Genomic DNA, 23,209 nt, shown 5'->3' with positions numbered 1-23,209 from the left:
ACGCATATGTCCATCAATGCAATTGATCCGAGCGCCATCAATGAGTCGCCTGCTGGCCGTGATGAACAACAGTTCGACGCTGCCCTCGACGGCGCTTCCGGGCTCAGTGACGCCGAGTTCACCGACCAGTTAATCAGTGGGGCCGTTACCGTCGCAGGGCAGATGATCATCATGCCGAGGGCCAATGAAATGTTGAACGAAGCCATGTCGGACGAGTAACGGCGAGGGACTTCCTGAGTTTTTTGCGTCATTCACTTAAAAAGGACAACAGCATGATCCCCAGCCTTTCAGCCGGATTACCTGTCGCGCCAACGGTCACGACCGAAGCGTTAACCGCTCAGGCGTCGCAGAACCTTTTCGAGCACATGGCGCAGATTTCTCAGGGAGTCACTCATGGTGCAAGTCCTGCCCAGGTGGGCGTGGACGTCATGCAAAACCTTGACGGTTTTCTGAGTCGTGTGCAGCAATTTGCTGATCGTGCCGGCACCTTGTCGTCGCCTTCACAACCCAGCAAACCCCAGAGCTTGAGCAGCATATCGCCCGCCGGCGGCAACGTCTCGTCCGGACCTGCTTCAAGTGCCTCACTGGAGATGACGATCAAATCCTTGAGCCTGATGTTCGATCACTCAATCGAAACCCAATTGGTCGTGCGCGGTGCCACCCAGGTATCCGGCGCGGCAAATACGTTGTTGAAGGGCCAGTAGCCGCATGAGCTTCCTCTCTACGTTGTTCGGCAATCCGTTAAGGCCTTTGCTCAAATCCGGTTGCACGCGCCCGATCGCACGACTGCTGTTGCTCACGTTGATATGCGGTTTGCTGCAGGCCTGCAAAGTCGAGCTCTATACCAATCTCAGCGAACATGAGGCCAACACGATGGTTGCCGCGTTGTTACATAAAGGCATAGCAGCGAATCGGGTGGTGCAAAAAGATGGCCGTTCGACCGTCAACGTCGCTGAAGATCGCTTCGCCCAGGCCGTCAGCACGCTCGATGAGATCGGGTTGCCGCGCCCGGAGTTCGCCAACCTGGGCCAGGTTTTCAAAAGCAACGGCCTCGTGTCGTCCGCAGTTCAGGAACGCGCGCAAATGATTTATGCCCTCAGCGAGGAGCTGGCGCATACCGTCTCGCAGATTGACGGCGTCCTGACTGCAAGGGTCCATGTGGTGCTGCCTGACAACGATCTGCTCAAGCGCAATATTGCACCCGCGTCGGCTTCAGTTTTTGTGCGCTACGAAGCCGGGCTGGATATCAATTCGTTAATCCCGCAAATCAAGACACTTGTGGCCAAGGGCATCTCGGGCCTTTCCTACGAGGGTGTTTCAGTCATTCCTGTCAGGGCTGAAAAGCGTGTGCCGAGCGACTCCAGTGCACCGGTTGGCTCCTTTCTCGGCATGTTGATGTTCGAAAGCAGTCTTGGCCTGGCCTACCTGTTGTTTGGCACTTTACTGCTGACCGTTGTGGGGTTGGTGGCAGCATTGGCATGGCTACTTCATCGAAATCGCCAGCCCCGTGCGTTTGTCCTGGATACGGCGCCATGACCCCAGATACTGCGCGTAACTTTCATGATCGCACTTGGGCTGATTTTATCGAGCAGCCGGTGAGTTTCGTCCATCCGGCAAACCTGGCTGCGTGTTTTGAAGGCAGTGGATTGGAGTCGCAGGATTTTTATCTGATGGCTCGAGAACCGCGGTTCCATGAGCGCTTGAGACGTATGCTCGAGCGGCGGTTTGATATTTGTCTGCCCCTCGAATTGTCTGTGCCCTCAGACGTCGGCGGCGCCGAAGCGCCGTTGCTGAATCTCGATGATCTGGCCCGTGAGTGCGGTGCGATCTACTGGTCCGAAGCCTTCATTCAGGAGGTCAGGGCTTCGGCTGTCCGTGCGCAGTCGGAGCGATTCGGCGAGCATCTGCAAACCTTGGCGCTGGTGCATCACGACCTTGCTGGCAATGAACCTGTCCCTGCCGATCTGGATGCACTTGAGCTAGCTGTCGACGAGGCAGGTGGAGCCTGCGTTCAGGCCTGGTTGGCAGAGCAACCGAAATCCGTGATGGCATGGTTGAAACTGATGGTCAGCCCGGCTCGCATCTGTTCGGCGCCAAGACTCGAGATAAGCGAGTTGGGCCCGAGCATCATGCGTCGCGTCCTCGCCAGCCGGACCCTTCGTGATCACTTGGCGGAGGCGACATGAGTTCATTACCCAAGCAACCAGAAACGATCATTTTGAGCGCTTCACAAGCGTCTGCCTGGATGGATGGGTATGACTTTCTGGATCGTGCCCGAGAACAAGCAGCACAAATGCTTGCCAATTCGGCTCAGCAGATCGCTGATGCCAATGCAAAAGGTTTTGCCGAAGGGCGCGAAGCCGGAGCAATCGAAGCCGCGCAGTTACTGCTTGATACCCATCGGCAAGTCGAACATTACATCGATGGGCTGCAGGCTCAGCTCGGCGAGCTGGCGCTTACGATTGCCGAGCAGTGCGTGGGCAATCTCGAGGACACCGAATTGCTCTGGCGTCTGACTCAAAAGGCGCTAATCGACTGGCGTGATGGGCAGAGGCTGACACTGCGTGTCGCTCCGTCGCAATTGGAACCCGTCGAGCGCATGCTCAAACTGAACCCGATACGCTCTGATCTTTGTTTGGCGGTCAGCGGCGACCCGCAATTGCAGTCGCGCCAATGTGTATTGTCCAGCGCGACGGTGTCAGTGGACTTGGGGCTGGACACGCAGTTGCTCAATTTGCGTCGCGCGCTGACGGCGAATGACTTGCAGGAGTGTCCGTGAACGGGATGCGAGCAAGCCATCAGGTCAAACTTGAAGCGATTGTGCCAAGTTTGATGGCCCTGGCACGTTTGGCGCGGCCGCGGCTGCTGCGTGGCAAGGTGCGGTGCATTCGCGGCACCATGGTCTACGCCAGCTTGCCCGTGGCGTGTATCGGAGAACTCTGCCAGTTATACGACCCGGTGACCCACCGAGCGATTTTTGCGCAAGTGATCGGCTTTTCGAATGAAGAGGCCATTCTCACGCCCATCGGTGAACTCGATGGAATGTCGACTCGCTGTGAAGTGATTCCCAGCGGGCAACCACTCAGCATAAAAATGGGCGCGCATTTGCTCGGCCGGGTTATCAGCCCTTTGGGCGCAACCCTGAATGTTGCGCGCAGCGAATCGCCATCACCTTTTTCTAAAACCGAGCTGCCGATACAGCTCTATCCGGTTCATGCCGACCCGCCGGGGGCGTTTACCCGGCAATTGATTAAGGCGCCGCTGCAATTAGGGATACGCGCAATCGACGGCCTGTTGACCATTGCGCGTGGGCAGCGTGTTGGACTCTTTGGTGGGCCTGGCGTTGGCAAGACGTCGTTGCTTGCAAGCATCATCCGTGGAACCAATGCACAGGTGATCGTCCTCGGATTGATTGGCGAGCGTGGGCGCGAGGTTCGTGAACTTCTTGACGTGCAACTGGATGCCGTCGCGCGCTCAAGAACGGTAGCGGTTGTGGCGACATCCGACCGTCCAGCCATGGAACGTGTGACCGCCGCTCATGTTGCCACCTCCGTTGCGGAGTATTTTCGGGATCAGGGGATGGACGTATTGCTGCTGATGGACAGCGTCACGCGTTTCGCCCGAGCTCAGCGAGAAGTGGGATTGGCGGCCGGTGAACCGCCGACCCGTCGCGGTTTTCCACCTTCATTCTTTGCTGCACTGCCACGTTTGCTGGAGCGCGCCGGGCCTGGTGCAAATGGCACGATCACGGCTTTGTACACCGTGTTGACCGAGGGTGATGCGAGCCTTGACCCAGTTGCCGAAGAAGTGACGTCGATTCTCGACGGACATATCGTTCTCAGTCCTGAATTGGCTCAGCGCAATCATTTTCCCGCCATTGATGTGCTGCGTAGCCGCAGTCGTTTGGCTGACAGCGTCAACTCACCTGCTCAAATCCACGCCGGCGCGCTGATTCGTAAATCGCTGGCGCTTTATGCGGAGGTTGAATTGCTGTTGCGCGTGGGCGAGTACGAGTCAGGAAGCGACAGTGATATCGACGCCGCGATCGCCCGACAACCTGCCATTCAGGCGTTTTTACAGCAGTCGTCGAAAGAGCACGTAGCGCTATCGGAAACGTTGCGGCGGATGCACGGGGTGATCTCATGATTTGCGCCTCCAAGGACATGACGCTGCTGTTGGCTTTACGCAAGCTTCGCCAACGCAAGGCCGCAGCGGCGCTGGCACATCAGAAAAAACATTGCCTGAAGCTTAAACAACACGCCGCAGCCTTGGACGCAGCGCGCCACGGTGAGCGACAACGATTTCTGGCTGCCGAGGCGCATGCATGGCAGCAGATGTTATGCACGGTGGCTAATACTCACGACTTGCAGGATGCGCAGCTTCGGCTGACCGAAAGCCTGGCGACGCTTGATGCTCTGGCGCGGAGACAACGGATTAACGAGATTCAGCAAGTCCAGGCGTTGGCCAGGCTTAAACCGCTGCAACAAGCGCTGCACCAGCAACAAACCCGATACGAAGCGCTTTCGTCGTTGGTAGAGCTACAGGTCGCCAAGGCAAGCCGTCATGCCGAATGGTTGTTTGAAGAACACGCGCAAGATCAGTCGGTGGGGGAACGCGTATGAGCCGGGCTCACGCATCATCTGCTGACATTGATTTGAGCTGGCGCTCCAAGCTTGCGGCACTTTCGACACGGGCGGCGATGCTGCACAACCAGTTCGCGCAACCGCGAGAGGCGATGGCTATTGAACTGCTTGGAGAGGCGGTCAAAGTGCGGATTTCCGGGATGGGCCGAGCGGCTGACGACGCCTTGCGCTTACCTTTTTCACTGGCGGGTCGAGGAGGGTGTCTGAGTCTTTCTCCCAGCCTGTTGAAACGTCTGGTACCTAATGGACCTGTCTCACAGTACCTCGAACTCTCTGGTTTGGCCCAGCGTTGCGTGGTGTTCGAGCACTTGATGCTTGAGAACCTGGTGAAGGCTGAACGCGCGCTAGCGTTGTCGGTTTCCTTCACTGCGTCACCCACCGACGTTGCCGGTGTGGAGCGTATGAGTCTGTTGGTGACACTCGACTTTGAGGCTGACAGCAAGCCTCTTTATGCCTGGTTGGAACTGGATCTCGATTGCGCCTCGCAGCTACATCGGTTGCTCACTCAGCACGCTGCGCTCAACCCGAGGACATTGGACTCATTTCCCATGGCGATTTCGCTGCAGACAGGGTGGCAGCATTTAACAGTTGAAGAACTGCAGAACCTGCAAATCACCGACGTATTGATGCTGGACCATCCCAGCAGCGGCGTTCGGGTTGTCGTCCAGGACTGCCTGTGGGCATTGGCTGAAGCTGACGAATACAACCTGCACCTGACCACTCATTTAAAGCCCGTTTTCTCGTTCAAGGAGCCTTACATGGTGCCCGTTGACAGTGCTGCACCCGAATCTGTTGTGACCAGGCTCGAGCAGGCGAGCGTTTGTGTTGTCTGCGAAATCGCAAGCCTGGAACTCTCTCTGGGGCTGGTGCGAACCCTTGGCGAAGGGAGTGTCTTGAGTGTGTCCGAGTCGCCGGATGTGACGGTTGTCATCCGTGCGAACGGCAAAGTTTTCGGTCAGGGTGAGCTGGTCAAGCTGGGTGAGGGCCTGGGTGTACGGCTGACGAGTCTTGACTGCCATGAGTGAATATCAACCCAACCTGATTGAAATCATCATTGTCGTGTCGACCATCGGGCTGGTGCCGTTGGCCGTGGTCACCATGACTGGCTTCCTGAAGATTTCGGTCGTGCTGTTTTTGATTCGAAACGCGCTTGGCGTCCAGCAGACACCGCCCAATCTGGTGCTTTACGGCATTGCATTGATCCTGACGGTGTATGTCACCGCGCCTCTGGTGGGCGAAATGGCATATCAGCTGGAAACACGGCCACCGCGTTTGCAGAGTGTCGAACAGATCATGGAGACCGCCGACGTTCTGCGGGGGCCGTTGCAAGCGCATCTGAAACGTTACGCAAATGAAAGTGAACGCGCGTTTTTCCTCCAGGCCACGGAAAGTGTCTGGTCGGAGGCCGCGCGGTCGGACCTGCGTGACGATGATCTTGTGGTATTGATCCCGGCCTTTGTCAGCTCCGAACTGACCCGGGCGTTTGAGATCGGATTCCTTTTGTACATCCCGTTTCTGGTGATTGACCTGATCGTGTCCAATGTCCTGATGGCCATGGGAATGATGATGGTCTCGCCGACGCTGATTTCCATTCCTTTGAAGATCTTCCTGTTCGTCGCGGTCAGTGGCTGGTCGCGCCTAATGCACGGCTTGATCATGAGCTATGGGACCTGACGCATGGGCCAGGATGTTTTTCTTACCCTGATGAATGACGCGTTAATGCTTGTGCTGCTGTTGTCTGCGCCTGCATTGATTGTTGCGATTGTCGTGGGATTTGGCGTCGGTCTGATTCAGGCGTTGACGCAGATCCAGGATCAGACGCTTCCTCAGGCGGTCAAGTTGGTTGCAGTTCTGCTGGTGCTGATGATTGTCGGGCCGCTGCTGGCTAATCAGGTCGGCAACCTTGCCGGTCAGGTGCTCGACAACTTTGCAGCGTGGACACGCTGATGGCGGGCTCACGATGAGTTTGCATAACCTCGATGGCTTTTTTGAGGTGGTCTATCCGCTCATTACCGCATTTGCATTGGCGGTAGCGCGGGTGCTGGGTGTCGTATTGATCACACCGGCCTTCAATCGACTTGGTTTGACCGGCATGCTGCGTGCGGCGGTTGCGGTGGTGATTGCCGTTCCCGTGGCCCCGGCGGTGTTCCAGGCCCTGTCCGCGATCGAAGCGCCCTCGGGTTTCATGTTGTCAGGCTTGTTAGCTAAAGAGATGCTCGTCGGCCTGTTGATCGGCCTGATGTTCGGCATCCCCTTTTGGGCCGCAGAGGTGGCAGGCGAGCTGATCGACCTGCAACGCGGGGCGACGATGGCGCAGTTGCTTGATCCGTTGGGCTCTGGAGAAAGTAGCATCACTGCAACTCTGCTGAGCATCACGCTGACGGCGTTGTTTTTCATGTCCGGCAGCTTCAGCCTCCTGCTCGACGCACTCTATCGCAGCTATCAATTATGGCCGGCCTTCGACTTTTCTCCGATCGTCAATCAGGCCATGGCGCTGGCAACACTCAACCTGCTCGACAACGTAATGGAGGTCGGCATAATGATGATTGCACCGATCATCATCGCCTTGCTGGTGGCGGATCTACTACTCGCCTACCTCTCTCGCATGACCCCGCAGTTGCATCTTTTCGATTTGTCCTTACCGGTAAAGAACCTCGTCTTCGCATTTTTGATGGTGGTGTATGTGGGCTTTCTGCTGCCCATCTTCTTTACCCAGCTTGGCCAGCTGCGCGGCCAGTTTAGTGTGCTGGAAATGGCCGCCAAAGCACCGCTGCCATTGTCGATGGAGGGGAGCGTCCGTGAGTGAGCACAGTGAGGAGAAATCCCTGCCGGCCTCGGCGAAGAAGTTGCGTGATGCGCGCAAGAAAGGGCAGGTTTCCAAAAGTCAGGATCTCGTCACCGGCCTCGTCATTCTGTCGTGCACGCTCTATCTGTTCGCGACGTCGGCAGAGCTGGAACAACAGGTTCGGGCATTTCTGGAGTTGGTTGCGCGGGTGTATGTCGAGCCCTTCGAGACAGTCTGGCCGCGAATCATGGGCATGGCTCAGAGCCTTCTGGTGCGCGCCGTTGTACCGATTCTGGCGGTGACGGTGGTCGTCGTCAGCCTTACCAATATTCTCGTCATGGGTGGTGCCGTATTTGCGGTCGAGCCGATCCTGCCGCAGTTCGAACGAATCAGCCCAGTGGCCGGGCTCAAGCGGATTTTCTCGATGCGCAGTCTGATCGAACTGATCAAGGCGTTGTTGAAGATGCTGGCGCTCGGAGTGGCATTTGTACTGGTTTATCGCAATGGGTTGCAGAACCTGATGGAGTCATCGGTCTGCGGTACCGCTTGCCTTTACAGCTCATTCTTCCAATTGCTCACACCGCTGGTCATCACTGGTATTGCGGCTTTTCTGCTTGTAGGGGCGGTCGACGTACTGATTCAGCGATGGCTGTTCGCAAAGGATATGCGCATGAGCAAGAGCGATCAAAAGCGCGAACACAAGGATATGGACGGAGACCCTTTGATCCGCCGTGAACGCAACCGTCAGCGTAGCGAGATGCAGGCGTCGACCGCCAAGCGAGGTGTGCATCACGCCACTTTGCTAATCGGTGCGGCGGGTGGTTGGGTCGTGGGTGTTCGATATCTCAGGGGAGAAACCCCCGTCCCTGTAATCGTCTGTCGAGCACAGGCAGAAGGTTCGCAAGAGCTGCTCGATGACGCCCGACGCCTTAACAAACCTGTTGCAGTGAATGCCGAACTGGCCGCCCGGATTGCGTTACGCCCGGTCGGCAGCCCACTGCCAGACGACACGTTCCAGGTTGTCGCCGATCTGTTAGTGGGAGCGCGCTTGTTATGAGCCTGAAGGCTAAACCGAGGCGTAAAAACTCATTCGACCTGGGCCGATGCTTTCCGCTCAGCGTCACCCGACGTCGCCCAGCGCCGAGAGTTTCGAACGCTATTGGGCGCGTGTACGCACCTCTGTTTTGTCACCCGAAATGGGAGATGGGGTTGGGGTGCTCGACCCGTGACGGATCTGCCGTGAGGTAAGTCGTCGCTACGAAAATCAGCGTGAGGAAAAAAACAATGAGTCTGAACTCACTTTCATCTATGACCGACACCGGCAATGCTGGCTCGCTCGCAATCAATCAGGATGCCAGCGTTTTCAACAGCCAGTTGAGTGACGCGACGTCCAGAAGCAATCAAATGAACTCGGAGAACTTGCGCGGAGGTGAGGTGCTGCGCGCGTCCGACTTGACCCCGCCACCGTCATTGAACGCCGAGCTGCAGATTAACTGGAACAGCGACCTGAACACGGCCACTGGCGCTGTGTATGTGTCCGCAGACGGAAAGCTGACGGAAGTTTTGAAAGAGAACGCGCCTAAACTGTTTGCTCTGCTCAAGGACTATGCCGCCAGTCTGCTTGCGGACTCGGGTGCGACGAAGCCGCCACCGGAGTTAGTGCAAGATCAACCTTCGACCGTTAATTCGGAAGCCGACAATAAAGCCGCCCTCGATAAAGCCATGGAAGAGGAGGGGCGCACGCTCGCGGGTTCAGACCTCTATCTGGGTGCCAGTGACATCAAGACCCCCGAGAAATCGGAAAGCGGTCTAATTAAATTTGTGGGGACCGACAAGAAAGACGGTCAGACCGAAGATAAAAAATATATCGTCGATAAGACTACCAACCCTGAGCTTTACGAACGTGTGGATGGGTTGCTCGCCGATGCCAATGCCGAGCAAGTCTCCAGGACGCGAGAAGAGTATGGCCTGGGGAAACTGGATGATCTGGACATTCTCAGCCAAAAAAGCTCCGACGATATGACGGTATCGCAAAAAGCCACTACGACGCTGTTGGATAAATATACTCAGGGTATCGCCGACGGCTCGATTGGTAAGGATGATCCAAAGGCCAAGTTGGTGATGGCCATTGAAGCTCAGGGGGCGCTGCAAAATGGCAGAGGTCTGACCGGCTACGTCGAAGATGTCCGGCTCGACGATACGACCTTTCGAGAAATGGATGAAAAGAAAACTCAACTGACGGCTGCCGATGAGCAGGACATCATTGATGGAAACAAGGTGGATGCTCGCCTGACCGAATTATTTGCGAATGAAGACATCGCCAGCGACTACAAGCAAAGTCTGAGCGACGCGATCAGCACGGTGCCGGATCGTGACAAATTGGTTGAAAGCCTGGTGCAGCAGCTGACCAGTCCCGAATACACGAACTACCTACAGAAAATGAACGGCAGCGGGCAAGGGGACATTGCGCAGAAGGATGTGTCTGCACTGATTGGAAGCCTGACACTACTTGATCCGGTCAAGGCCAAGGAAGCCACGGCTACACTGACCTGTAATAGCCTGACCGTGCAGCTCGATAGTCTTCAGGGCGATGCGTCAAAGATCAGTACTGAAAACAAGGAACAGGCTATAAAGGATGTTTTTGCAGTGGCCAAGGCGGCCATAAAGAGTGCAGGGATTGATGTTCCCAAGCGCGTTCAGGACAGCATGGATCAGTTCGTCAATGGATTACTCCTGGGTAAAGCCAAGAGCTCTGAAGCGGTGGCTGCACTGGATGAGTTCAAAAGCCGGGGCGTTGTCACTGAGGCAGAGATAAAGGAGGTCGTCGATAAAACCTACATGCCTTCGGCCGAACGCGCCAAGCTCAAGGAGGTATTCAGTGTTCTGAACTCCCAAGGCATCTTGAGCTCTTTATCGGGAACCGCCTCACTGGTGAGCGGCATCTATCAGTTGGTCGGACAAGGTGGAAAACTGTCTGACGATCCTTTGGAACGGGTGGCTATTTCCAAAGACTTCATTAGCTTCCTCTCTAACAGCTCTCAATTTATCAAAACCGGTATGTTTGATTCATTGACTAAAAGCAAAAGCGGGGCCTACGAGCTACTGGGACTTGATAAGACATTACCGGAGATTTGGGATAAAAAAGGACCTTTAGGTAGTGCTCCGCCAGACGAAAAACCTTACACGTCGTCAAAGGCTGTCAACGAAAAGTTGAATGCCATTGATAGCAGGCTGAAATTTGACGAAGAATTTCAGCGGCTTTCCTCCATTTCAATCCACGACGATGTTATCGATAGCTCAATCGGGCGCCCGACATCGTCGAGCATGCCAGATAGTGCAAGTCTGGCCAGCTCCGTCGTTGAACCCGATGCCAAAGTGCCGATGTCAAAACATGCGAAGATAGGAGGTTCGGCACTAAAAGTTCTGGGAGCCTTGACAGATTTAGCGGGAGGCGCGCTGGACGTCGTGCTCGGCTCTTTTAGTATCGATGCAGGTAGAAAAAAGGGCGATTCACTCTTGATAGCTGCCGGTAGCTTGCAGGTCGCCGGAGGTGCAACAGGCGTGGTTGCGGGGGGGATCGGGATTGCCGGGCTGTTGGGCGCCACTGCTGCAGCAGTGGCCGTGGGCCCTCTGTTCCTGGTCGGTGCGGCATTGGGTATTGCCGGGGCGGTCGTGTCGGTTTTTAGTCAACACAAACAAGAACAGGACGCGACTAACGCAGAAAGTGACTGGTACGCCGATCTTGACAAGGAAGGTCTGCTTCAGTCGGGCTGGCAGGATAAAATCGAATATGCCCGATACGCCATTCATCATTACGGTCAGCGTGATACGCCCGATGATCAAAGTATGTTCGATTATCAGTCAAGGGAGTGGAATCACTTCAAAGAGGAAGATGGGAAAAACGGATCGTCGATTAATCGGCTGGACGGAGCCAAACATGTTGACTACGAGGGTGATGGCGATAATAAAGTTGTCCATACTAACAAGGTGCTGGATGCCGCGCTTGAACACGATAGTGTTGGTGAAGAAGCGACAAATAGGGGACGACCTGCGCTATCAATACTGTAATTCATATCGGAACGTCTGAGATTGGAATCTGCCGCCTGAGGGCGGCAGATTTTTTGGGTTCAATATGTGTATGCGGCTTGCTGTAGATAGCCTGTTTCGGTCTCTGCTTTGGGGCGTCGGAACCTTTCGCGTTATGCATGAATTAGCCTGAAGCAGCCGGTCAGAAGCGGCAGTTCGCGGCCATAATCGGACAGGTGTCTAAACCCCTAATTGCCAACAGAAACGTCAATGCGTACTAGTCATGTGCCCCAATTGGCTACAGGCGGCGGTTACTTTCCTGGGAGGGAATTGTTTCTTGTCTGAAGTAACGAAATGAACCTGCTGATTGTTATCAACAAAAGTACAAACGACCAAGACCATCGCCGCGCTGCTCGAGGCCATAACGGAAGGCACCCACGTCAAGTTCAGCGTGGAGTTGGTTTCCACCAGCACAACGCCCAAGCCAGTGCCTGAAGTGCTGAGAATACCGTTGCTCCAAGTCGCCTCACCGACATTCATAACCCGCAATGCAGGGTTGTTGTCATCTGATGTCACCATTTTCCCTGTACCGTTATAGATCGTACCGTCGACGAGCACACCAGTGGCGTGCCCCATGCTGGAAAAGGCCAACAACAAGCTGGCAGACAACATGCTCAAGGGGAAAGCCGGGGCTTTTGAAGGTAAGCGCGCAACGCTATTGCGCGATTTTAAAGCGTCAGACGCCGACTCTTACAGCACCGTAAAATAGGTACGCGTGCGATTCCATATAGCTCGGTAGATGCTGTTCATAAATCTCTCATTCATTGATTTTTTTCAGGACAGGCTTAAACAAGCCAGCGCTCGAAAGTCATTGAGGAGAGATTTGAACAGGAAATTCAGCGGCAAAAGCTCAGGCTTTTCCGACGGATCTGTAGGAAATTTCCTACGCGCGAGCCGCTCTCTTTAGCACTCAGCAATTCGTATCTCCATCTATATGAATCGCCACTGCATGTGTAGACATTCGATGACCGCTATTGGCCGAACGCTGTCCGTTGAAGACAGCCACATCCTCAGGTATCTAGGTCGAACCAGTGATGTCGGAAGGGGAGCGTTGCGGAAATGCCCGAAAAGATGCGGAAACGATCCACAGAGAGAGGAGCCAATTTCCTGAATGCCAGAAACGACAAAGCCCTGAATAATCAGGGCTTTGTCGTACATAAGATGGCGGAGGCGATGGGATTCGAACTCATGGACCTGTTACAGTCGACGGTTTTCAAGACCGTTGCCTTAAACCACTCGGCCACACCTCCGTTGCGTTGCGGGCGCCATAATACCTGAATGAAACACACTGTCAAACTCTCTGCATGGCTTGTTACAGAGCGTCTGTTATGATCTTTGCGACTGAACGTTTCAAACCAACAGGAGTGTCGCCATGCGCGAACAGGATTACGCAGTTAATAACAGCGTGCAGGCTGAGCAGCTAGAGGTTAGCCGCGTCCTGCGCAACACTTACGGCCTACTGGCGCTCACCCTCGCATTCAGCGGCGTGATGGCTTTCGTCGCGCAGCAGATGCGGGTCGGCTACCCGAATATCTTCGTGGTGCTGATCGGCTTCTATGGGCTGTTCTTCCTCACCAACAAACTCCGTGACTCCGCGTGGGGCCTGGTATCCGCCTTCGCGTTGACCGGTTTCATGGGTTTCCTGCTCGGCCCGATCCTCAACCGTTACCTGGGCATGCAGGGCGGCGCTGAAGTGGTCAGCTCGGCTTTCGCAATGACCGCACTGGTGTTCGGTGGTCTGTCGGCCTATGTGCTGATCACCCGCAAGGACATGAGCTTCCTCGGTGGTTTCATCACCGCCGGTTTCTTCGTGTTGCTGGGTGCCACGCTGGCGAGCTTCTTCTTCCAGATCAGCGGCCTGCAACTGGCGATCAGCGCAGGTTTCGTGCTGTTCTCGTCGGTGTGCATCCTGTTCCAGACCAGCGCGATCATCCACGGCGGCGAGCGCAACTACATCATGGCGACCATCAGCCTGTATGTATCGATCTACAACCTGTTCGTCAGCCTGCTGCAGATCTTCGGCATCATGAGCCGCGACGACTGATAGCAATGATGTAATGATGAAAAACCCGCTTCGGCGGGTTTTTTGTTGTCTGCAGGAAAGTGCCGGCTCAGTTGATGACGATGCTGCCATCCACTTGCTGGCGGTAAATCGTGTAGGGCAGCAGCAGGGTATCGAGCGCGCCGGAGACGACGGCGTCTACCAGTACCACCGGAATGGCCGCGTTGCGGTGGTCATCAGGGTCAATACCCGAGGCCAGGGGAGCGTTCAGCGTGCAGAAGTCATAGGCGAGGCCGCTGTAGATTCTCGGCACCGCGCCGCAATAACTTTTTTGTTCCTTCAGCCCGTCCACAGCCGCCTGATCGTTGCGTGCGACCGTCTGGATCGTGCCACAACCGCCGAGCAGCATGACTGCCAGCAGCATTGCCTGAATTTTCATAGCGCCAATCCTTAGCCGCAAAAAATCACAATCTACGCCGAATGATCACAAAAAACATCTAGGCCATCGGCGGCAAACGGCGCTTGACCGGGGTTTTCTTGACGATCGCCGTGTTGGTTTCCGCCAGCGTATTGAGCCGGTCGAGGAGGGTGTCCAGCTGTTCCATCGAACGCACATGCAGGCGCGCGATAAAGCAGTCTTCGCCGGTCACCTTGTCGCACTCGGTGAATTCAGGGATCGACAGAATCTGCCGTTCCACCTCCTGCAACTGCCCCGGTAATGGCCGCACCCGGACGATCGCCTGCAATTGATAGCCAAAATGCTTCGGATCAATCTCGACGGTGTAGCCCTTGAGCACGCCGCGTTCTTCGAGGCGGCGCAAGCGCTCGGCGACGCTGGGCGAGGACAATCCGCTGATTTGCGCCAACGCCTTGAGCGAGCGGCGCGAGTCTTCCATCAAGGCAGTAATAAGGATCTGATCGATATCGTCAGTCATGGGCCAACTCCGCTATTAGGCCATTTCGATGAATGACCCTCGATAAAAAAGGCAGATCGGAAGTTTAGCCTGTCTTTTGCGCTGGAGAGGCGCCCGGCGTGCTTGGCATACTTTTGCCATGCTTTCGCCAACCTTTCGGGAGAATGAACATGGACAAAACCTTGCGTCGCGGCTCGCTGGAAATGACCGCCGCCATGCTGATATCCGGGACCATCGGCTGGTTTGTATTGGTGTCCGGGCAACCGGTGCTCGACGTGGTGTTCTGGCGTTGCGTGTTCGGCGCCGGCACCTTGCTGTTGATCTGCGCGGCGTTCGGTTTTCTGCGTCCGGGCATTCTAACCCGCGCTACGTTTTTGCTCGCGATACTCAGTGGCGTGGCGATCGTCGGCAACTGGGTGTTGTTGTTTGCATCGTATTCTCGCGCGTCGATTGCCATCGGCACTGCGGTTTATAACGTGCAGCCATTCATGCTGGTGGGCCTGGCGGCGTTGTTTCTCGGCGAAAAGATCACCGTGCAAAAGTTGTTCTGGCTGGCGGTCTCGTTCATGGGCATGTTGGCCATCGTCAGTGCCCACGGCACGCAAGGCGAGAGTGGCAACGATTACCTGCTGGGCATCGCATTGGCCTTGGGCGCGGCGTTGCTGTATGCGTTTGCTGCGCTGATTATCAAGCGTCTTACCGGCACGCCGCCGCATCTGATCGCGCTGATTCAGGTCTGCACCGGGGTTCTGCTGCTGGCGCCGTTCGCGCATTTCAGTGCGTTGCCGCAAGCACCCAGTGCCTGGGCCAGTCTGGTGACGTTGGGCATTGTTCATACCGGTTTGATGTATGTGCTGTTGTACGGTGCGATTCAGAAGTTGCCGACCGCATTGACCGGCGCACTGTCGTTTATCTACCCGATCGCGGCGATCTTCGTTGACTGGTTCGCCTTCGGCCATCGCCTGGAAACCCTGCAATGGGTGGGCGTGGCGGCGATCCTGCTGGCCGCCGCCGGCATGCAGCAAGGCTGGGGTTTCAAAGCGCGGCGACTGGCCGCGCAATAAAACTCAGATGTTCCAGCGCGGGGCGGATTTTGCCAGGCGCTGGCGCATCTCAGCGATGTTGGCCGCCAGTTGCCGGGTCAACAAGCGATAACCGTCCAGTGCGCTGTAGACCGGCGCCTCGAGGTTGGCCTCCGGCAACTCCTGTGGCCTGTCGAGGCGACTGGTGGCGCCGCTTTTCAAGGCGCGGGCCATACCGATCAATTGCACGCGAATCTGCCGATGCTCGGCCTTCAGCGCCGATTGCAAATGCGCCATGGCCTCTGGATCGTTGGCATCCGGGCGGGTATTGCCGAGGATTTCGAGAGTGCTGATGCACATGCGCAGGTTGCGCTGGATCGCATCGAGTTCGGTCATGGAAATCTTCACTTCCTTGGACACCGACGGCATCAGCGAGCGCAACTGCACCATCACCGCGCCGAGGCGGCTCATCAAACGCAAATGTTCGTCGGCATTGACTGGCTGGCCGCTGATGATGCGTCCATACACCGTGGCGCAGTCGCGCAGCGCATCGGCGAGGTTGTAGCGCCATGAATACACCGCGTACAGCGGCAGGGCGAATGAGAAAGCCAGGGCGAGGGCAATGCCGATGAGAATATCGACGCCGCGCCACAACCCATCGGTGATCGGGTTGTCGCCATGCCCGGCGACGATGAACACGGTGATCGCCGAGAGCAGGGCGGTGTAACCCCCCTTGCCGATGGCGTGATAGGAGAAAAATCCGCAGACCACGGCCATCGCAAAATAGGTCAGCCACGGCATCCCCAGCCACGCGTGTTGTGCCACCAGGGCCAAGCCGACTGCGGCCCCGATCAGGGTGCCGGTGGCGCGCTCGGCGGCTTTTTTGCCGATATTGCCGTGGTGCTGCAGGCCGCCGATCACCACCAGCATGGTCACCGAGGCCCATTCGCCGTGGGGCAGATTGATGCCGGTGGTCAGCAGGATCGTCGCCAGCAAACCAAGGGCTACGCGCACCGCGTGGATCAGGCGGGCGTGGCGGTAACGGCGATACGGGTCCAGCAAGGGGCGCAAGACCCGGCGCAGCAAGGGCGGAAGTCGATGGGTGCTGTAAGTACTCAGTGCAAGCCTCTCGTCATCTCGGTTCAGATCAGTGGAACGGGAAAATGTAATTCATCCATGCTGCCATACGCAGGAGGATTTTGCGCATCGCACCAATATGGTGAAAGTGCTGACTGTACAACGCGGCCTGCCCGTAAGCACCGCCGGGCATCAGTTTGCTGTACTGGGCGAAGGCCGGATCGGTGATTTCAATGATCACCGGCACCCGCCCGGCCGGCGGTGAGCCGGTGTAGCCGATCAGCGTGCCGGAAGGTTGCACCTGACCTTCGGCGATCACGCCGATGACATTTTTAACCCGCCCGGCGAAGACCTTGCCGGGGATGCCGTCGAACGCCACTTCCGCTTCGTCGCCGACGGTCAGGCGCAGCAGACTGTTCTGGCGCATCCACGCGGCAAAATATTGGCCTTCCTCGGGAATGAACACCATCGAGGGGCGCAACGGCAACTTGCTCGCCATCATCCCCGGGCGCAACGAAACATGGGTGACAAAGCCTTTGCTCGGCGCGCGGACGGTGGTGTTGTCCAGTTCGAATTGTGCGTTATCCAGCTGCGCCTGTAGATCGTCGGTGCGAGCGATGGCGGCATCCAGTTCACGCTGGGTGCCGAAGTTGCGCCGGATCAGTTCGGTGATGCGATAGCGATCTCCCTTGGCCGCGACCAATTGCGCTTTCAGCGATTTCACCCGGTTTGCAAACGGTGTGGGGTCGATGCGAAACAGCACGTCACCTTTTGCCAGCGGCTCGTTACCCTTTACGGGTACGTCGATCACCTGTCCGCTGACGACCGGAATCACCGGCACGGACACGAAATAAGTGCGCGCCACCTCCGAGTAGGGATGGTTGTAGTTCATGGTGAAAATCAATGCGCCGATCAGCAGGATGCCGCCGAGCACGGCCGTGGGCACGGTCCATTTGTTTAACGGGATGCGAAAAATCTTGAACAGGGCGACGCAGAACGCGGCGTACGTGAGGATCAGCAACAGGTCCATGGGAGTCAGCCCTCCCGGTGCGGGGCGGGCGCGGCAGTGGCCGTCAGCGCTTCGAGTCGTTCAAGGCGACCTTGCAGTTCGATCACCTGTTGTTCCAGGCGAACCACATGGTTTTGCACGGATTGGCCGTCACCAAAACCCCAGCCGCGATCTTCGCGATAGGCCATCGCCCAGATCCACAAAAAGGGCCAGAGCGCATGCAGGGTGAACAGACTGACCCAGCCCGTGGCATGGATCGCATCCTGATGCGGGTGGTTGCGGTGCACGGCAATTTCATAGGGAATGTCGTGCAGGACGATGACCCCGTAAAACAGCACAAGCCCAACAAACACCAACACGCCTAACGCGAAGTAATCGAGCATGATCCGGTTCCCGGCATCCAGCACAGTGCTGGCATCAGTGTAGACACTGATGGGCCGGGCGCTCGCTGACCTGGATCAGGCCCTGATTGTGGATCAGAAGATGTAATCGGTGGTCAGGAAACTCGAATCACGCCCGCGAATGATCTCGCTGATCAGATCCTTGTTGCTCTCCTGGAACTTGGTCGCCACCAGCGTACGGATCGAAAACACCCGCAACGCATCGTGTACCGACAGCGTGCCTTCGGCGGAATTCTTGCGGCCGTTGAACGGGTAGGTATCCGGGCCGCGCTGGCACTGGGCGTTGAGGTTGATCCGCCCGACCTGGTTGGCAAAGGTGTCGACGAGCCGACCGACCGCCACCGGGTTGGTGCCGAAGATGCTCAGCTGCTGGCCGAAGTCCGATTCCAGCACATAGTCGATCACGGTATCGAGGTGACGATACGGCACGATCGGCACCACCGGGCCGAACTGTTCTTCCTGATAGACGCGCATCTGCGGGTTCACCGGGTACAGCACCGCCGGGTAGAAGAACGACGCGCGGGCCTCGCCGCCATGCGGGTTGACCACTTCGGCGCCCTTGCTGCGCGCATCGGCAACCAGCCCGTGCAGGTAATCGACTTTGCCCGACTCCGGCAGCGGTGTCAGCGCGACGCCGCTGTCCCACGGCATGCCCGGTTTCAGCGTGGCCAGTCTGGCGTTGAATTTTTCGATGAAACTGTCGACCACGTCTTCGTGGACGAAGAGGATTTTCAAAGCGGTGCAACGTTGACCGTTGAACGACAGCGAGCCGGTGAGCGCTTCGCTGACGGCGTTGTCGAGATCGACTTCCGGCAGGACGATGCCCGGGTTCTTTGCGTCCAGGCCCAGCGCAGCACGCAAACGGTGTGGTTTGGGGTGGAGTTTTTTCAGGTCGCTGGCGGCTTTGTTGGTGCCGATGAAGGCAAAGATGTCGATCTTGCCGCTGGCCATCAGCGCACTGACGGTTTCGCGGCCGCTGCCGTAGATCACGTTGATCACGCCGGTGGGGAAACTGTCGCGGAAGGCTTCGAGCAACGGGCGGATCAACAGCACGCCGAGCTTGGCCGGTTTGAACACCACGGTGTTGCCCATGATCAGCGCGGGAATCAGCGTGGTGAACGTCTCGTTCAGCGGATAGTTGTAAGGACCCATGCACAACGCGACGCCGAGCGGTACGCGGCGGATCTGGCCGAGGGTGTCCTGTTCCAGCTCGAAACGGCTGGAGCGGCGGTCGAGTTCCTTGAGCGCGTTGATGGTATCAACGATGTAGTCGCAGGTGCGGTCGAACTCTTTTTCCGAGTCCTTGAGGTTCTTGCCGATTTCCCACATCAGCAGTTTCACCACGGCTTCGCGTTGTTCGCGCATGCGCCGCAGGAATGCTTCGACATGCTGGATGCGCTCGGCCACGCGCATCGTCGGCCATAGACCTTGACCGCGGTCGTAGGCACGCACGGCTGCGTCGAGGGCGGTGAGGGCGGTTTCAGCGTCGAGCAGTGGCGTGCTGCCGAGGATCACTTGTTCGTCGCCGTTGGCACCCTGCAGATAGACCGGGCTGCGCACTTGCGCGAGCGGGCCGTCCCAGCGGCGCAATTCACCGTCGACGAGGTATTCGCGCTGCTCGAGCTGAGCGTCGAGACGGTATTTTTCCGGGATGTCGCTGACAGAAGGGAACAGATTGCCAAGGATGTTTGCTGTGGTCATGTCGCTACCCCGTGATGAAATCAATGTGCAGGTTAATACCGATACCTGTGGGAGCGAGCCTGCTCGCTCCCACATTGGGATGAGGGGAGGTCTTGGAATTGTCGTTCCAAGCCTAGACCTGTTTCGCCCTGCTTGTGAACCCCGGCTGGCCCCGTCTGCCCCCTTCAATGTCCGGCAATGCCCTCAGCCCTCTGGCAGCGCTGCCTTAAGGTGGGCGCATAACAACAAGCGCCACCCCAACGCGAGGCTTTTCATGCGGGCGATCCGACTCTGTTTATGGCTGGCAATGGCCACGGCGCTGTACGGTTGCGACGAAGAACCCAAGCCGCAGCCCACCCACCGCAACATCACGCCCGCCGACCCGGCGCTGGCGCAGATCTACGCCAACAGTTGCCAGCTGTGCCACGCCAACCCGGCAGCCAACGCGCCGCTTAGCGGTGATCGCCAGGCCTGGGAGCCGCGAATCCGCCAAGGTACCGACACGCTGCTCGAGCACACCATCAATGGCTACAACGCCATGCCGCCGATGGGCCAGTGTGTCGAGTGCTCGGAAGAACAATTCCTGCAACTGATCGGCTTCATGGCCGATCAGCCGCTGCCGCAATAAGGTGCCCGCCATGACTTTGGATCTGACGCGCCGGCAATTGCTGCAGCGGGCGAGTGTTGTCGGCACGTTCAGCGCACTGGCGAGTCACCCGGCGCTGGGCCAGTTGCTCCGCGCGCCACGCCTGATTCCCTGGCGCAACTGGTCGGGCGCGCAGAGTTGCCTGCCGGCGGCGCGGCTGGCGCCGAAGAATCTTGATGAGCTGACAAGCGCCATTCAGCAGGCACCCGGCAGGATTCGCCCAGTCGGCTCGGCGCATTCGTTCAGTGCGCTGGTACCCACCGACGGCACGCTGTTGTCGCTGAGTTATTTCAGCGGCTTGCTCGACCACGACGGGAAAACCCTGCAAGCCGAGTTTGGTGCCGGCACGCCAATGTCGCGCATGGGCGTGCCGCTGAGAGACATCGGCCAGGCGTTGCCCAACATGGCCGATATCGATTACCAGACCCTTGCCGGCGCCATCGCCACCTCGACTCACGGCACCGGGAAAACCTTTCAGTCCTATTCGGCACAGGTCTGCGCCGTGCAACTGGTCACGGCCAGTGGCGAGGTGCTGGACTGCGACCGTCAGCGCCATCCCGAGGTGTTCAACGCGGCGCGGGTCTCGCTCGGTGCGCTCGGTGTGGCGACGAAGATCCGCCTGCAAAACCGCCCGGCCTATCGCCTGCGCGAACATCAATGGATCGCCAAAACCGAAGAGTTGCTCGAAGACCTTGATAAGAACACCCGCGAAAACCAGCACTGGGAAATGCTCGTCGTCACCCATTCCGACTACGCCTTGTCTATTGCCCTCAACGAAACCAACGACCCGCCCACGCCACCGATCAGCGCGCAAGAAGAGGGCGGCAATGAGTTCGTCAACCTGATCGAGAAACTCGACAAGTACGCCAGCGACTTTCCCGACCTGCGCCGCACGCTGCTCAACAGCCTGCGCCATCTGGCGAGTTTCAAGGATCGTGTTGGCGATTCGTTCGATATCTACGCCAACGTGCGCACGGTGCGTTTCAACGAAATGGAGTACTCGGTGGCCGCCGAGCACGGCCCGGCGTGCCTGCGTGAAATTCTCAAGCTGATTCAGGACAAGGACCTGCGCACCTGGTTTCCCATCGAGTATCGCTACGTCAAGGCTGACGACATTGCGTTGAGCATGTTCGAGGGCCGTGACAGCTGCTCGATCTCGGTTCATCAGCATTATCAGATGGATCATCACAACTTCTTCGCGGCGATCGAGCCGATCTTCTGGAAATACAACGGCCGCCCGCACTGGGGCAAGTTGCACACGCTCAACGCGCGAACCCTGCAACCGCTGTATCCGCGCTGGCGCGAGTTTGTCGAAGTGCGCCAGGCGCTGGACCCGCACGGGCGTTTTCTCAATGCGCATCTGGCGTCGATACTGGGGGTGAGCTGATGGCGGTCAATCGACGTAATTTCCTCCTTGGCACTTTGGGCGTCGGCGCTTTGCTGGTGGGCGTCGGCGCGTGGTTGCGGCCGGGCGACCGAGGCGGGCCGTACAGTGATTATTTTCGGGCGCTGAACAAGGAGCTGAAAGAGCACGGCCCGATGCGTCCGGTACTGTTGATCGATCTCGATCGCCTCGATCACAACATCGATGTGGTAATGCAGTCGGTCAGGCGCGGCGGCAAGCAGTTGCGGCTGGTGGAAAAGTCATTGCCGGCGCCGGGGCTGCTGAGCTACGTCGCGCAACGTGCCGGAACGCAGCGGTTGATGTCGTTTCATCAGCCGTTTCTCAACCATGATGCGGTGGCGTTTCCCGAGTCCGATATCTTGCTCGGCAAGCCGCTGCCGGTGCGTTCGGCTGAGCTGTTTTACCGCGAGCACAAAGGCTCGTTCGATCCGGTTCGGCAGTTGCAATGGCTGCTCGATGGGCCGCAGCGGTTAGAGCAATACCTGGCTTTGGCGCAGGGTTTGCGGACGCGGATGCGCGTCAACATCGAACTGGATGTCGGGCTGCATCGTGGCGGGGTCGGTGATGTGCAGGCGCTGGGGAGGATGCTGGCGCTGATCAGTGCCAACCCGCAGCACCTGGAGTTTGCCGGGTTCATGGGCTACGACCCGTTTGTGGGGATGGGTGTGCCAGGGATTCTCGGTTCGCCCGATGAATTGTTCGTCAGGGTCATGGTGATTTATCAGCGTTATGTCGATTTTACCCGGCAGCAGTTTCCGGGTTTGTGGCGGGAGGGTTTGTGCCTGAACACGGCGGGCAGTCCGAGTTATCGCATGCATGAACACGAGACGCTGAGCAGTGAGGTGTCGGTGGGGACGGCGATGCTCAAGCCGACGCACTATGATTTGCCGTCGCTGAGCGAGCATGTACCTGCGGCGTATATCGCTACGCCGGTGTTGAAGAGTACCGGCGCGGTGAATATTCCGGCGCTGGATGGCAAGTCGAGGTTGCTTTCGTGGTGGGACCCCAATCAGCGGCAGACTTTCTTTGTTTATGGGGGTAACTGGATGGCGGAGTTCGAGTCGCCCATGGGGTTGCAGAGTAATGCGGTGTATGGGCGTAGTTCGAATCAGGAGATGGTCAATGGGTCGTCAGCTGTGGGCCTTGGGGTTGAGGATCAGGTCTTTTTACGTCCTGCCCAAACGGAATCTGTGCTGTTGCAATTTGGCGATTTGCTGGCTGTGCGGGGTGGCAGGATTGTCGATAGCTGGCCTGTTTATACCTGAAGGGGGGCGGCTTCTGAGCGCTTCTGGCTGATGTACGCGATCGAAACTGTGGGAGCCAGCCTGCTGGCGATGGCTTTCTTTCAGGCTTGATTGGGTGCATATCCGTTGCTGCGGTTACGGCTACTTGGGGTTCCGCCCTTACGGCGGGTCACCTTTTTCAAACGCCAAAAAGGTAACCCAAAACGCTTGCTCCTACGTACGGCCCTCGCAGGCTCGGGTCCCTTCGCTGCGGGATCGATCCGGGCGCAGCGGCTACGGTTTGCTGCGCTGCACC

At 57.6% G+C, this 23,209-nt stretch carries 25 protein-coding genes and 1 tRNA gene; 18 read left to right on the top strand and 8 right to left on the bottom strand.

Translation table 11 applies throughout. The features are described 5' to 3' along the window. Positions 1-6 precede the first annotated feature (6 nt). From V6F91_RS18215 to V6F91_RS18155, 13 genes are all read left to right on the top strand, one after another. Positions 7-219, top strand: coding sequence for a hypothetical protein (locus V6F91_RS18215; protein ID WP_261735284.1), 213 nt, complete (start codon positions 7-9; stop codon positions 217-219). A 53-nt stretch (positions 220-272) separates the two neighbouring features. After that, positions 273-704, top strand: a complete 432-nt coding sequence (locus tag V6F91_RS18210; RefSeq protein WP_332766793.1) for a hypothetical protein — start codon at positions 273-275, stop codon at positions 702-704. A gap of 4 nt (positions 705-708) precedes the next feature. Further along, entirely contained in the window at positions 709-1,536 is an 828-nt protein-coding gene (gene sctJ, locus V6F91_RS18205; RefSeq protein WP_332766791.1) for a type III secretion system inner membrane ring lipoprotein SctJ, read from the top strand. Continuing rightward, positions 1,533-2,186, top strand: a complete 654-nt coding sequence (locus V6F91_RS18200) for a hypothetical protein (RefSeq protein WP_332766789.1) — start codon at positions 1,533-1,535, stop codon at positions 2,184-2,186. The genes sctJ and V6F91_RS18200 overlap by 4 nt, the downstream gene beginning before the upstream one ends. Next, positions 2,183-2,779 (top strand): FliH/SctL family protein, encoded by a 597-nt coding sequence (locus V6F91_RS18195; protein ID WP_261735288.1) that lies wholly within the window; start codon positions 2,183-2,185, stop codon positions 2,777-2,779. The genes V6F91_RS18200 and V6F91_RS18195 overlap by 4 nt, the downstream gene beginning before the upstream one ends. Before the next feature lie 53 nt (positions 2,780-2,832). Beyond that, positions 2,833-4,146: a FliI/YscN family ATPase gene (locus V6F91_RS18190; protein WP_332767232.1), complete on the top strand. Its 1,314-nt coding sequence runs from the start codon at positions 2,833-2,835 to the stop codon at positions 4,144-4,146. Beyond that, positions 4,143-4,622, top strand: a complete 480-nt coding sequence (locus V6F91_RS18185) for a hypothetical protein (protein ID WP_332766787.1) — start codon at positions 4,143-4,145, stop codon at positions 4,620-4,622. The genes V6F91_RS18190 and V6F91_RS18185 overlap by 4 nt, the downstream gene beginning before the upstream one ends. Further along, positions 4,619-5,668, top strand: a complete 1,050-nt coding sequence (locus V6F91_RS18180; RefSeq protein WP_332766784.1) for a FliM/FliN family flagellar motor switch protein — start codon at positions 4,619-4,621, stop codon at positions 5,666-5,668. Before V6F91_RS18185 ends, V6F91_RS18180 begins: the two co-directional genes overlap by 4 nt. Further along, a complete protein-coding gene (gene sctR, locus V6F91_RS18175) occupies positions 5,661-6,317 on the top strand; it encodes a type III secretion system export apparatus subunit SctR (RefSeq protein ID WP_261735291.1) in 657 nt (218 codons plus the stop codon). The genes V6F91_RS18180 and sctR overlap by 8 nt, the downstream gene beginning before the upstream one ends. A 3-nt stretch (positions 6,318-6,320) precedes the next feature. Then, positions 6,321-6,590, top strand: coding sequence for a type III secretion system export apparatus subunit SctS (gene sctS, locus V6F91_RS18170; RefSeq protein ID WP_261735292.1), 270 nt, complete (start codon positions 6,321-6,323; stop codon positions 6,588-6,590). Between the two features lie 13 nt (positions 6,591-6,603). After that, positions 6,604-7,449 carry a type III secretion system export apparatus subunit SctT gene (gene sctT / locus V6F91_RS18165; RefSeq protein WP_332766778.1) on the top strand — a complete coding sequence of 282 codons (846 nt, stop codon included), beginning with the start codon at positions 6,604-6,606 and terminating at the stop codon, positions 7,447-7,449. Beyond that, a complete protein-coding gene (locus V6F91_RS18160) occupies positions 7,442-8,485 on the top strand; it encodes an EscU/YscU/HrcU family type III secretion system export apparatus switch protein (RefSeq protein WP_332766776.1) in 1,044 nt (347 codons plus the stop codon). The genes sctT and V6F91_RS18160 overlap by 8 nt, the downstream gene beginning before the upstream one ends. A 227-nt stretch (positions 8,486-8,712) precedes the next feature. After that, positions 8,713-11,496, top strand: a complete 2,784-nt coding sequence (locus V6F91_RS18155) for a hypothetical protein (RefSeq protein ID WP_332766774.1) — start codon at positions 8,713-8,715, stop codon at positions 11,494-11,496. 225 nt (positions 11,497-11,721) lie between these two features. Here the strand turns inward: V6F91_RS18155 and V6F91_RS18150 are convergent, their stop codons facing one another. After that, complete coding sequence (locus V6F91_RS18150) at positions 11,722-12,132, bottom strand: hypothetical protein (protein WP_332766772.1); 411 nt, start codon at positions 12,130-12,132, stop codon at positions 11,722-11,724. Between the two features lie 544 nt (positions 12,133-12,676). Beyond that, positions 12,677-12,764: transfer RNA gene (locus tag V6F91_RS18145), tRNA-Ser, on the bottom strand. A 122-nt stretch (positions 12,765-12,886) separates the two neighbouring features. Between V6F91_RS18145 and V6F91_RS18140 the strand changes: the two genes are divergently transcribed. Continuing rightward, positions 12,887-13,558 (top strand): Bax inhibitor-1/YccA family protein, encoded by a 672-nt coding sequence (locus V6F91_RS18140; protein ID WP_126363874.1) that lies wholly within the window; start codon positions 12,887-12,889, stop codon positions 13,556-13,558. 67 nt (positions 13,559-13,625) lie between these two features. Here V6F91_RS18140 and V6F91_RS18135 read toward each other — a convergent pair whose 3' ends face one another. Next, positions 13,626-13,955, bottom strand: coding sequence for a YceK/YidQ family lipoprotein (locus V6F91_RS18135; protein WP_332766768.1), 330 nt, complete (start codon positions 13,953-13,955; stop codon positions 13,626-13,628). A gap of 58 nt (positions 13,956-14,013) precedes the next feature. Beyond that, positions 14,014-14,451: an Lrp/AsnC family transcriptional regulator gene (locus V6F91_RS18130; RefSeq protein WP_093101884.1), complete on the bottom strand. Its 438-nt coding sequence runs from the start codon at positions 14,449-14,451 to the stop codon at positions 14,014-14,016. Between the two features lie 149 nt (positions 14,452-14,600). Between V6F91_RS18130 and V6F91_RS18125 the strand changes: the two genes are divergently transcribed. Beyond that, on the top strand, positions 14,601-15,494 hold the full coding sequence (locus V6F91_RS18125; RefSeq protein WP_332766765.1) for a DMT family transporter: 894 nt from the start codon (positions 14,601-14,603) through the stop codon (positions 15,492-15,494). 3 nt (positions 15,495-15,497) lie between these two features. Here the strand turns inward: V6F91_RS18125 and V6F91_RS18120 are convergent, their stop codons facing one another. From V6F91_RS18120 to V6F91_RS18105, 4 genes are all read right to left on the bottom strand, one after another. Beyond that, a complete protein-coding gene (locus V6F91_RS18120) occupies positions 15,498-16,538 on the bottom strand; it encodes an FUSC family protein (protein ID WP_332766763.1) in 1,041 nt (346 codons plus the stop codon). Between the two features lie 61 nt (positions 16,539-16,599). After that, positions 16,600-17,559, bottom strand: coding sequence for an HlyD family secretion protein (locus V6F91_RS18115; protein WP_332766761.1), 960 nt, complete (start codon positions 17,557-17,559; stop codon positions 16,600-16,602). 5 nt (positions 17,560-17,564) lie between these two features. Then, on the bottom strand, positions 17,565-17,921 hold the full coding sequence (locus V6F91_RS18110; RefSeq protein WP_332766759.1) for a DUF3302 domain-containing protein: 357 nt from the start codon (positions 17,919-17,921) through the stop codon (positions 17,565-17,567). 93 nt (positions 17,922-18,014) lie between these two features. Then, positions 18,015-19,640, bottom strand: coding sequence for an NADP-dependent glyceraldehyde-3-phosphate dehydrogenase (locus V6F91_RS18105; RefSeq protein WP_332766757.1), 1,626 nt, complete (start codon positions 19,638-19,640; stop codon positions 18,015-18,017). A 253-nt stretch (positions 19,641-19,893) separates the two neighbouring features. Here V6F91_RS18105 and V6F91_RS18100 point away from each other — a divergent pair, with 253 nt between their 5' ends. From V6F91_RS18100 to V6F91_RS18090, 3 genes are all read left to right on the top strand, one after another. Beyond that, positions 19,894-20,247 (top strand): c-type cytochrome, encoded by a 354-nt coding sequence (locus V6F91_RS18100; RefSeq protein WP_332766755.1) that lies wholly within the window; start codon positions 19,894-19,896, stop codon positions 20,245-20,247. A 76-nt stretch (positions 20,248-20,323) separates the two neighbouring features. Continuing rightward, entirely contained in the window at positions 20,324-21,652 is a 1,329-nt protein-coding gene (locus V6F91_RS18095; RefSeq protein WP_332767230.1) for a D-arabinono-1,4-lactone oxidase, read from the top strand. A gap of 74 nt (positions 21,653-21,726) precedes the next feature. Further along, a complete protein-coding gene (locus V6F91_RS18090; protein ID WP_332767228.1) occupies positions 21,727-22,935 on the top strand; it encodes a DSD1 family PLP-dependent enzyme in 1,209 nt (402 codons plus the stop codon). Positions 22,936-23,209 lie beyond the last annotated feature (274 nt).

Source organism: Pseudomonas koreensis (assembly GCF_036668835.1).
Taxonomy (GTDB): domain Bacteria; phylum Pseudomonadota; class Gammaproteobacteria; order Pseudomonadales; family Pseudomonadaceae; genus Aquipseudomonas; species Aquipseudomonas koreensis_I.
The sequence above is the reverse complement of the archived record's forward strand: the minus strand, read 5'-3'. Positions and strand labels throughout refer to the sequence as shown.

Excerpts from the sequence above, each read along its gene's own strand:
- sctT (WP_332766778.1), top strand. The coding sequence starts at position 6,604 with ATGAGTTTGCATAACCTCGATGGCTTTTTTGAGGTGGTCTATCCGCTC.
- V6F91_RS18200 (WP_332766789.1), top strand. The coding sequence starts at position 1,533 with ATGACCCCAGATACTGCGCGTAACTTTCATGATCGCACTTGGGCTGAT.
- V6F91_RS18110 (WP_332766759.1), bottom strand. The coding sequence starts at position 17,921 with ATGCTCGATTACTTCGCGTTAGGCGTGTTGGTGTTTGTTGGGCTTGTG.
- V6F91_RS18105 (WP_332766757.1), bottom strand. The coding sequence starts at position 19,640 with ATGACCACAGCAAACATCCTTGGCAATCTGTTCCCTTCTGTCAGCGAC.
- V6F91_RS18155 (WP_332766774.1), top strand. The coding sequence starts at position 8,713 with ATGAGTCTGAACTCACTTTCATCTATGACCGACACCGGCAATGCTGGC.
- V6F91_RS18130 (WP_093101884.1), bottom strand. The coding sequence starts at position 14,451 with ATGACTGACGATATCGATCAGATCCTTATTACTGCCTTGATGGAAGAC.
- V6F91_RS18215 (WP_261735284.1), top strand. The coding sequence starts at position 7 with ATGTCCATCAATGCAATTGATCCGAGCGCCATCAATGAGTCGCCTGCT.
- V6F91_RS18210 (WP_332766793.1), top strand. The coding sequence starts at position 273 with ATGATCCCCAGCCTTTCAGCCGGATTACCTGTCGCGCCAACGGTCACG.
- V6F91_RS18195 (WP_261735288.1), top strand. The coding sequence starts at position 2,183 with ATGAGTTCATTACCCAAGCAACCAGAAACGATCATTTTGAGCGCTTCA.
- V6F91_RS18115 (WP_332766761.1), bottom strand. The coding sequence starts at position 17,559 with ATGGACCTGTTGCTGATCCTCACGTACGCCGCGTTCTGCGTCGCCCTG.
- V6F91_RS18125 (WP_332766765.1), top strand. The coding sequence starts at position 14,601 with ATGGACAAAACCTTGCGTCGCGGCTCGCTGGAAATGACCGCCGCCATG.
- V6F91_RS18100 (WP_332766755.1), top strand. The coding sequence starts at position 19,894 with ATGCGGGCGATCCGACTCTGTTTATGGCTGGCAATGGCCACGGCGCTG.
- V6F91_RS18185 (WP_332766787.1), top strand. The coding sequence starts at position 4,143 with ATGATTTGCGCCTCCAAGGACATGACGCTGCTGTTGGCTTTACGCAAG.
- sctJ (WP_332766791.1), top strand. The coding sequence starts at position 709 with ATGAGCTTCCTCTCTACGTTGTTCGGCAATCCGTTAAGGCCTTTGCTC.
- sctS (WP_261735292.1), top strand. The coding sequence starts at position 6,321 with ATGGGCCAGGATGTTTTTCTTACCCTGATGAATGACGCGTTAATGCTT.
- V6F91_RS18135 (WP_332766768.1), bottom strand. The coding sequence starts at position 13,955 with ATGAAAATTCAGGCAATGCTGCTGGCAGTCATGCTGCTCGGCGGTTGT.
- sctR (WP_261735291.1), top strand. The coding sequence starts at position 5,661 with ATGAGTGAATATCAACCCAACCTGATTGAAATCATCATTGTCGTGTCG.
- V6F91_RS18140 (WP_126363874.1), top strand. The coding sequence starts at position 12,887 with ATGCGCGAACAGGATTACGCAGTTAATAACAGCGTGCAGGCTGAGCAG.
- V6F91_RS18190 (WP_332767232.1), top strand. The coding sequence starts at position 2,833 with ATGGCCCTGGCACGTTTGGCGCGGCCGCGGCTGCTGCGTGGCAAGGTG.
- V6F91_RS18180 (WP_332766784.1), top strand. The coding sequence starts at position 4,619 with ATGAGCCGGGCTCACGCATCATCTGCTGACATTGATTTGAGCTGGCGC.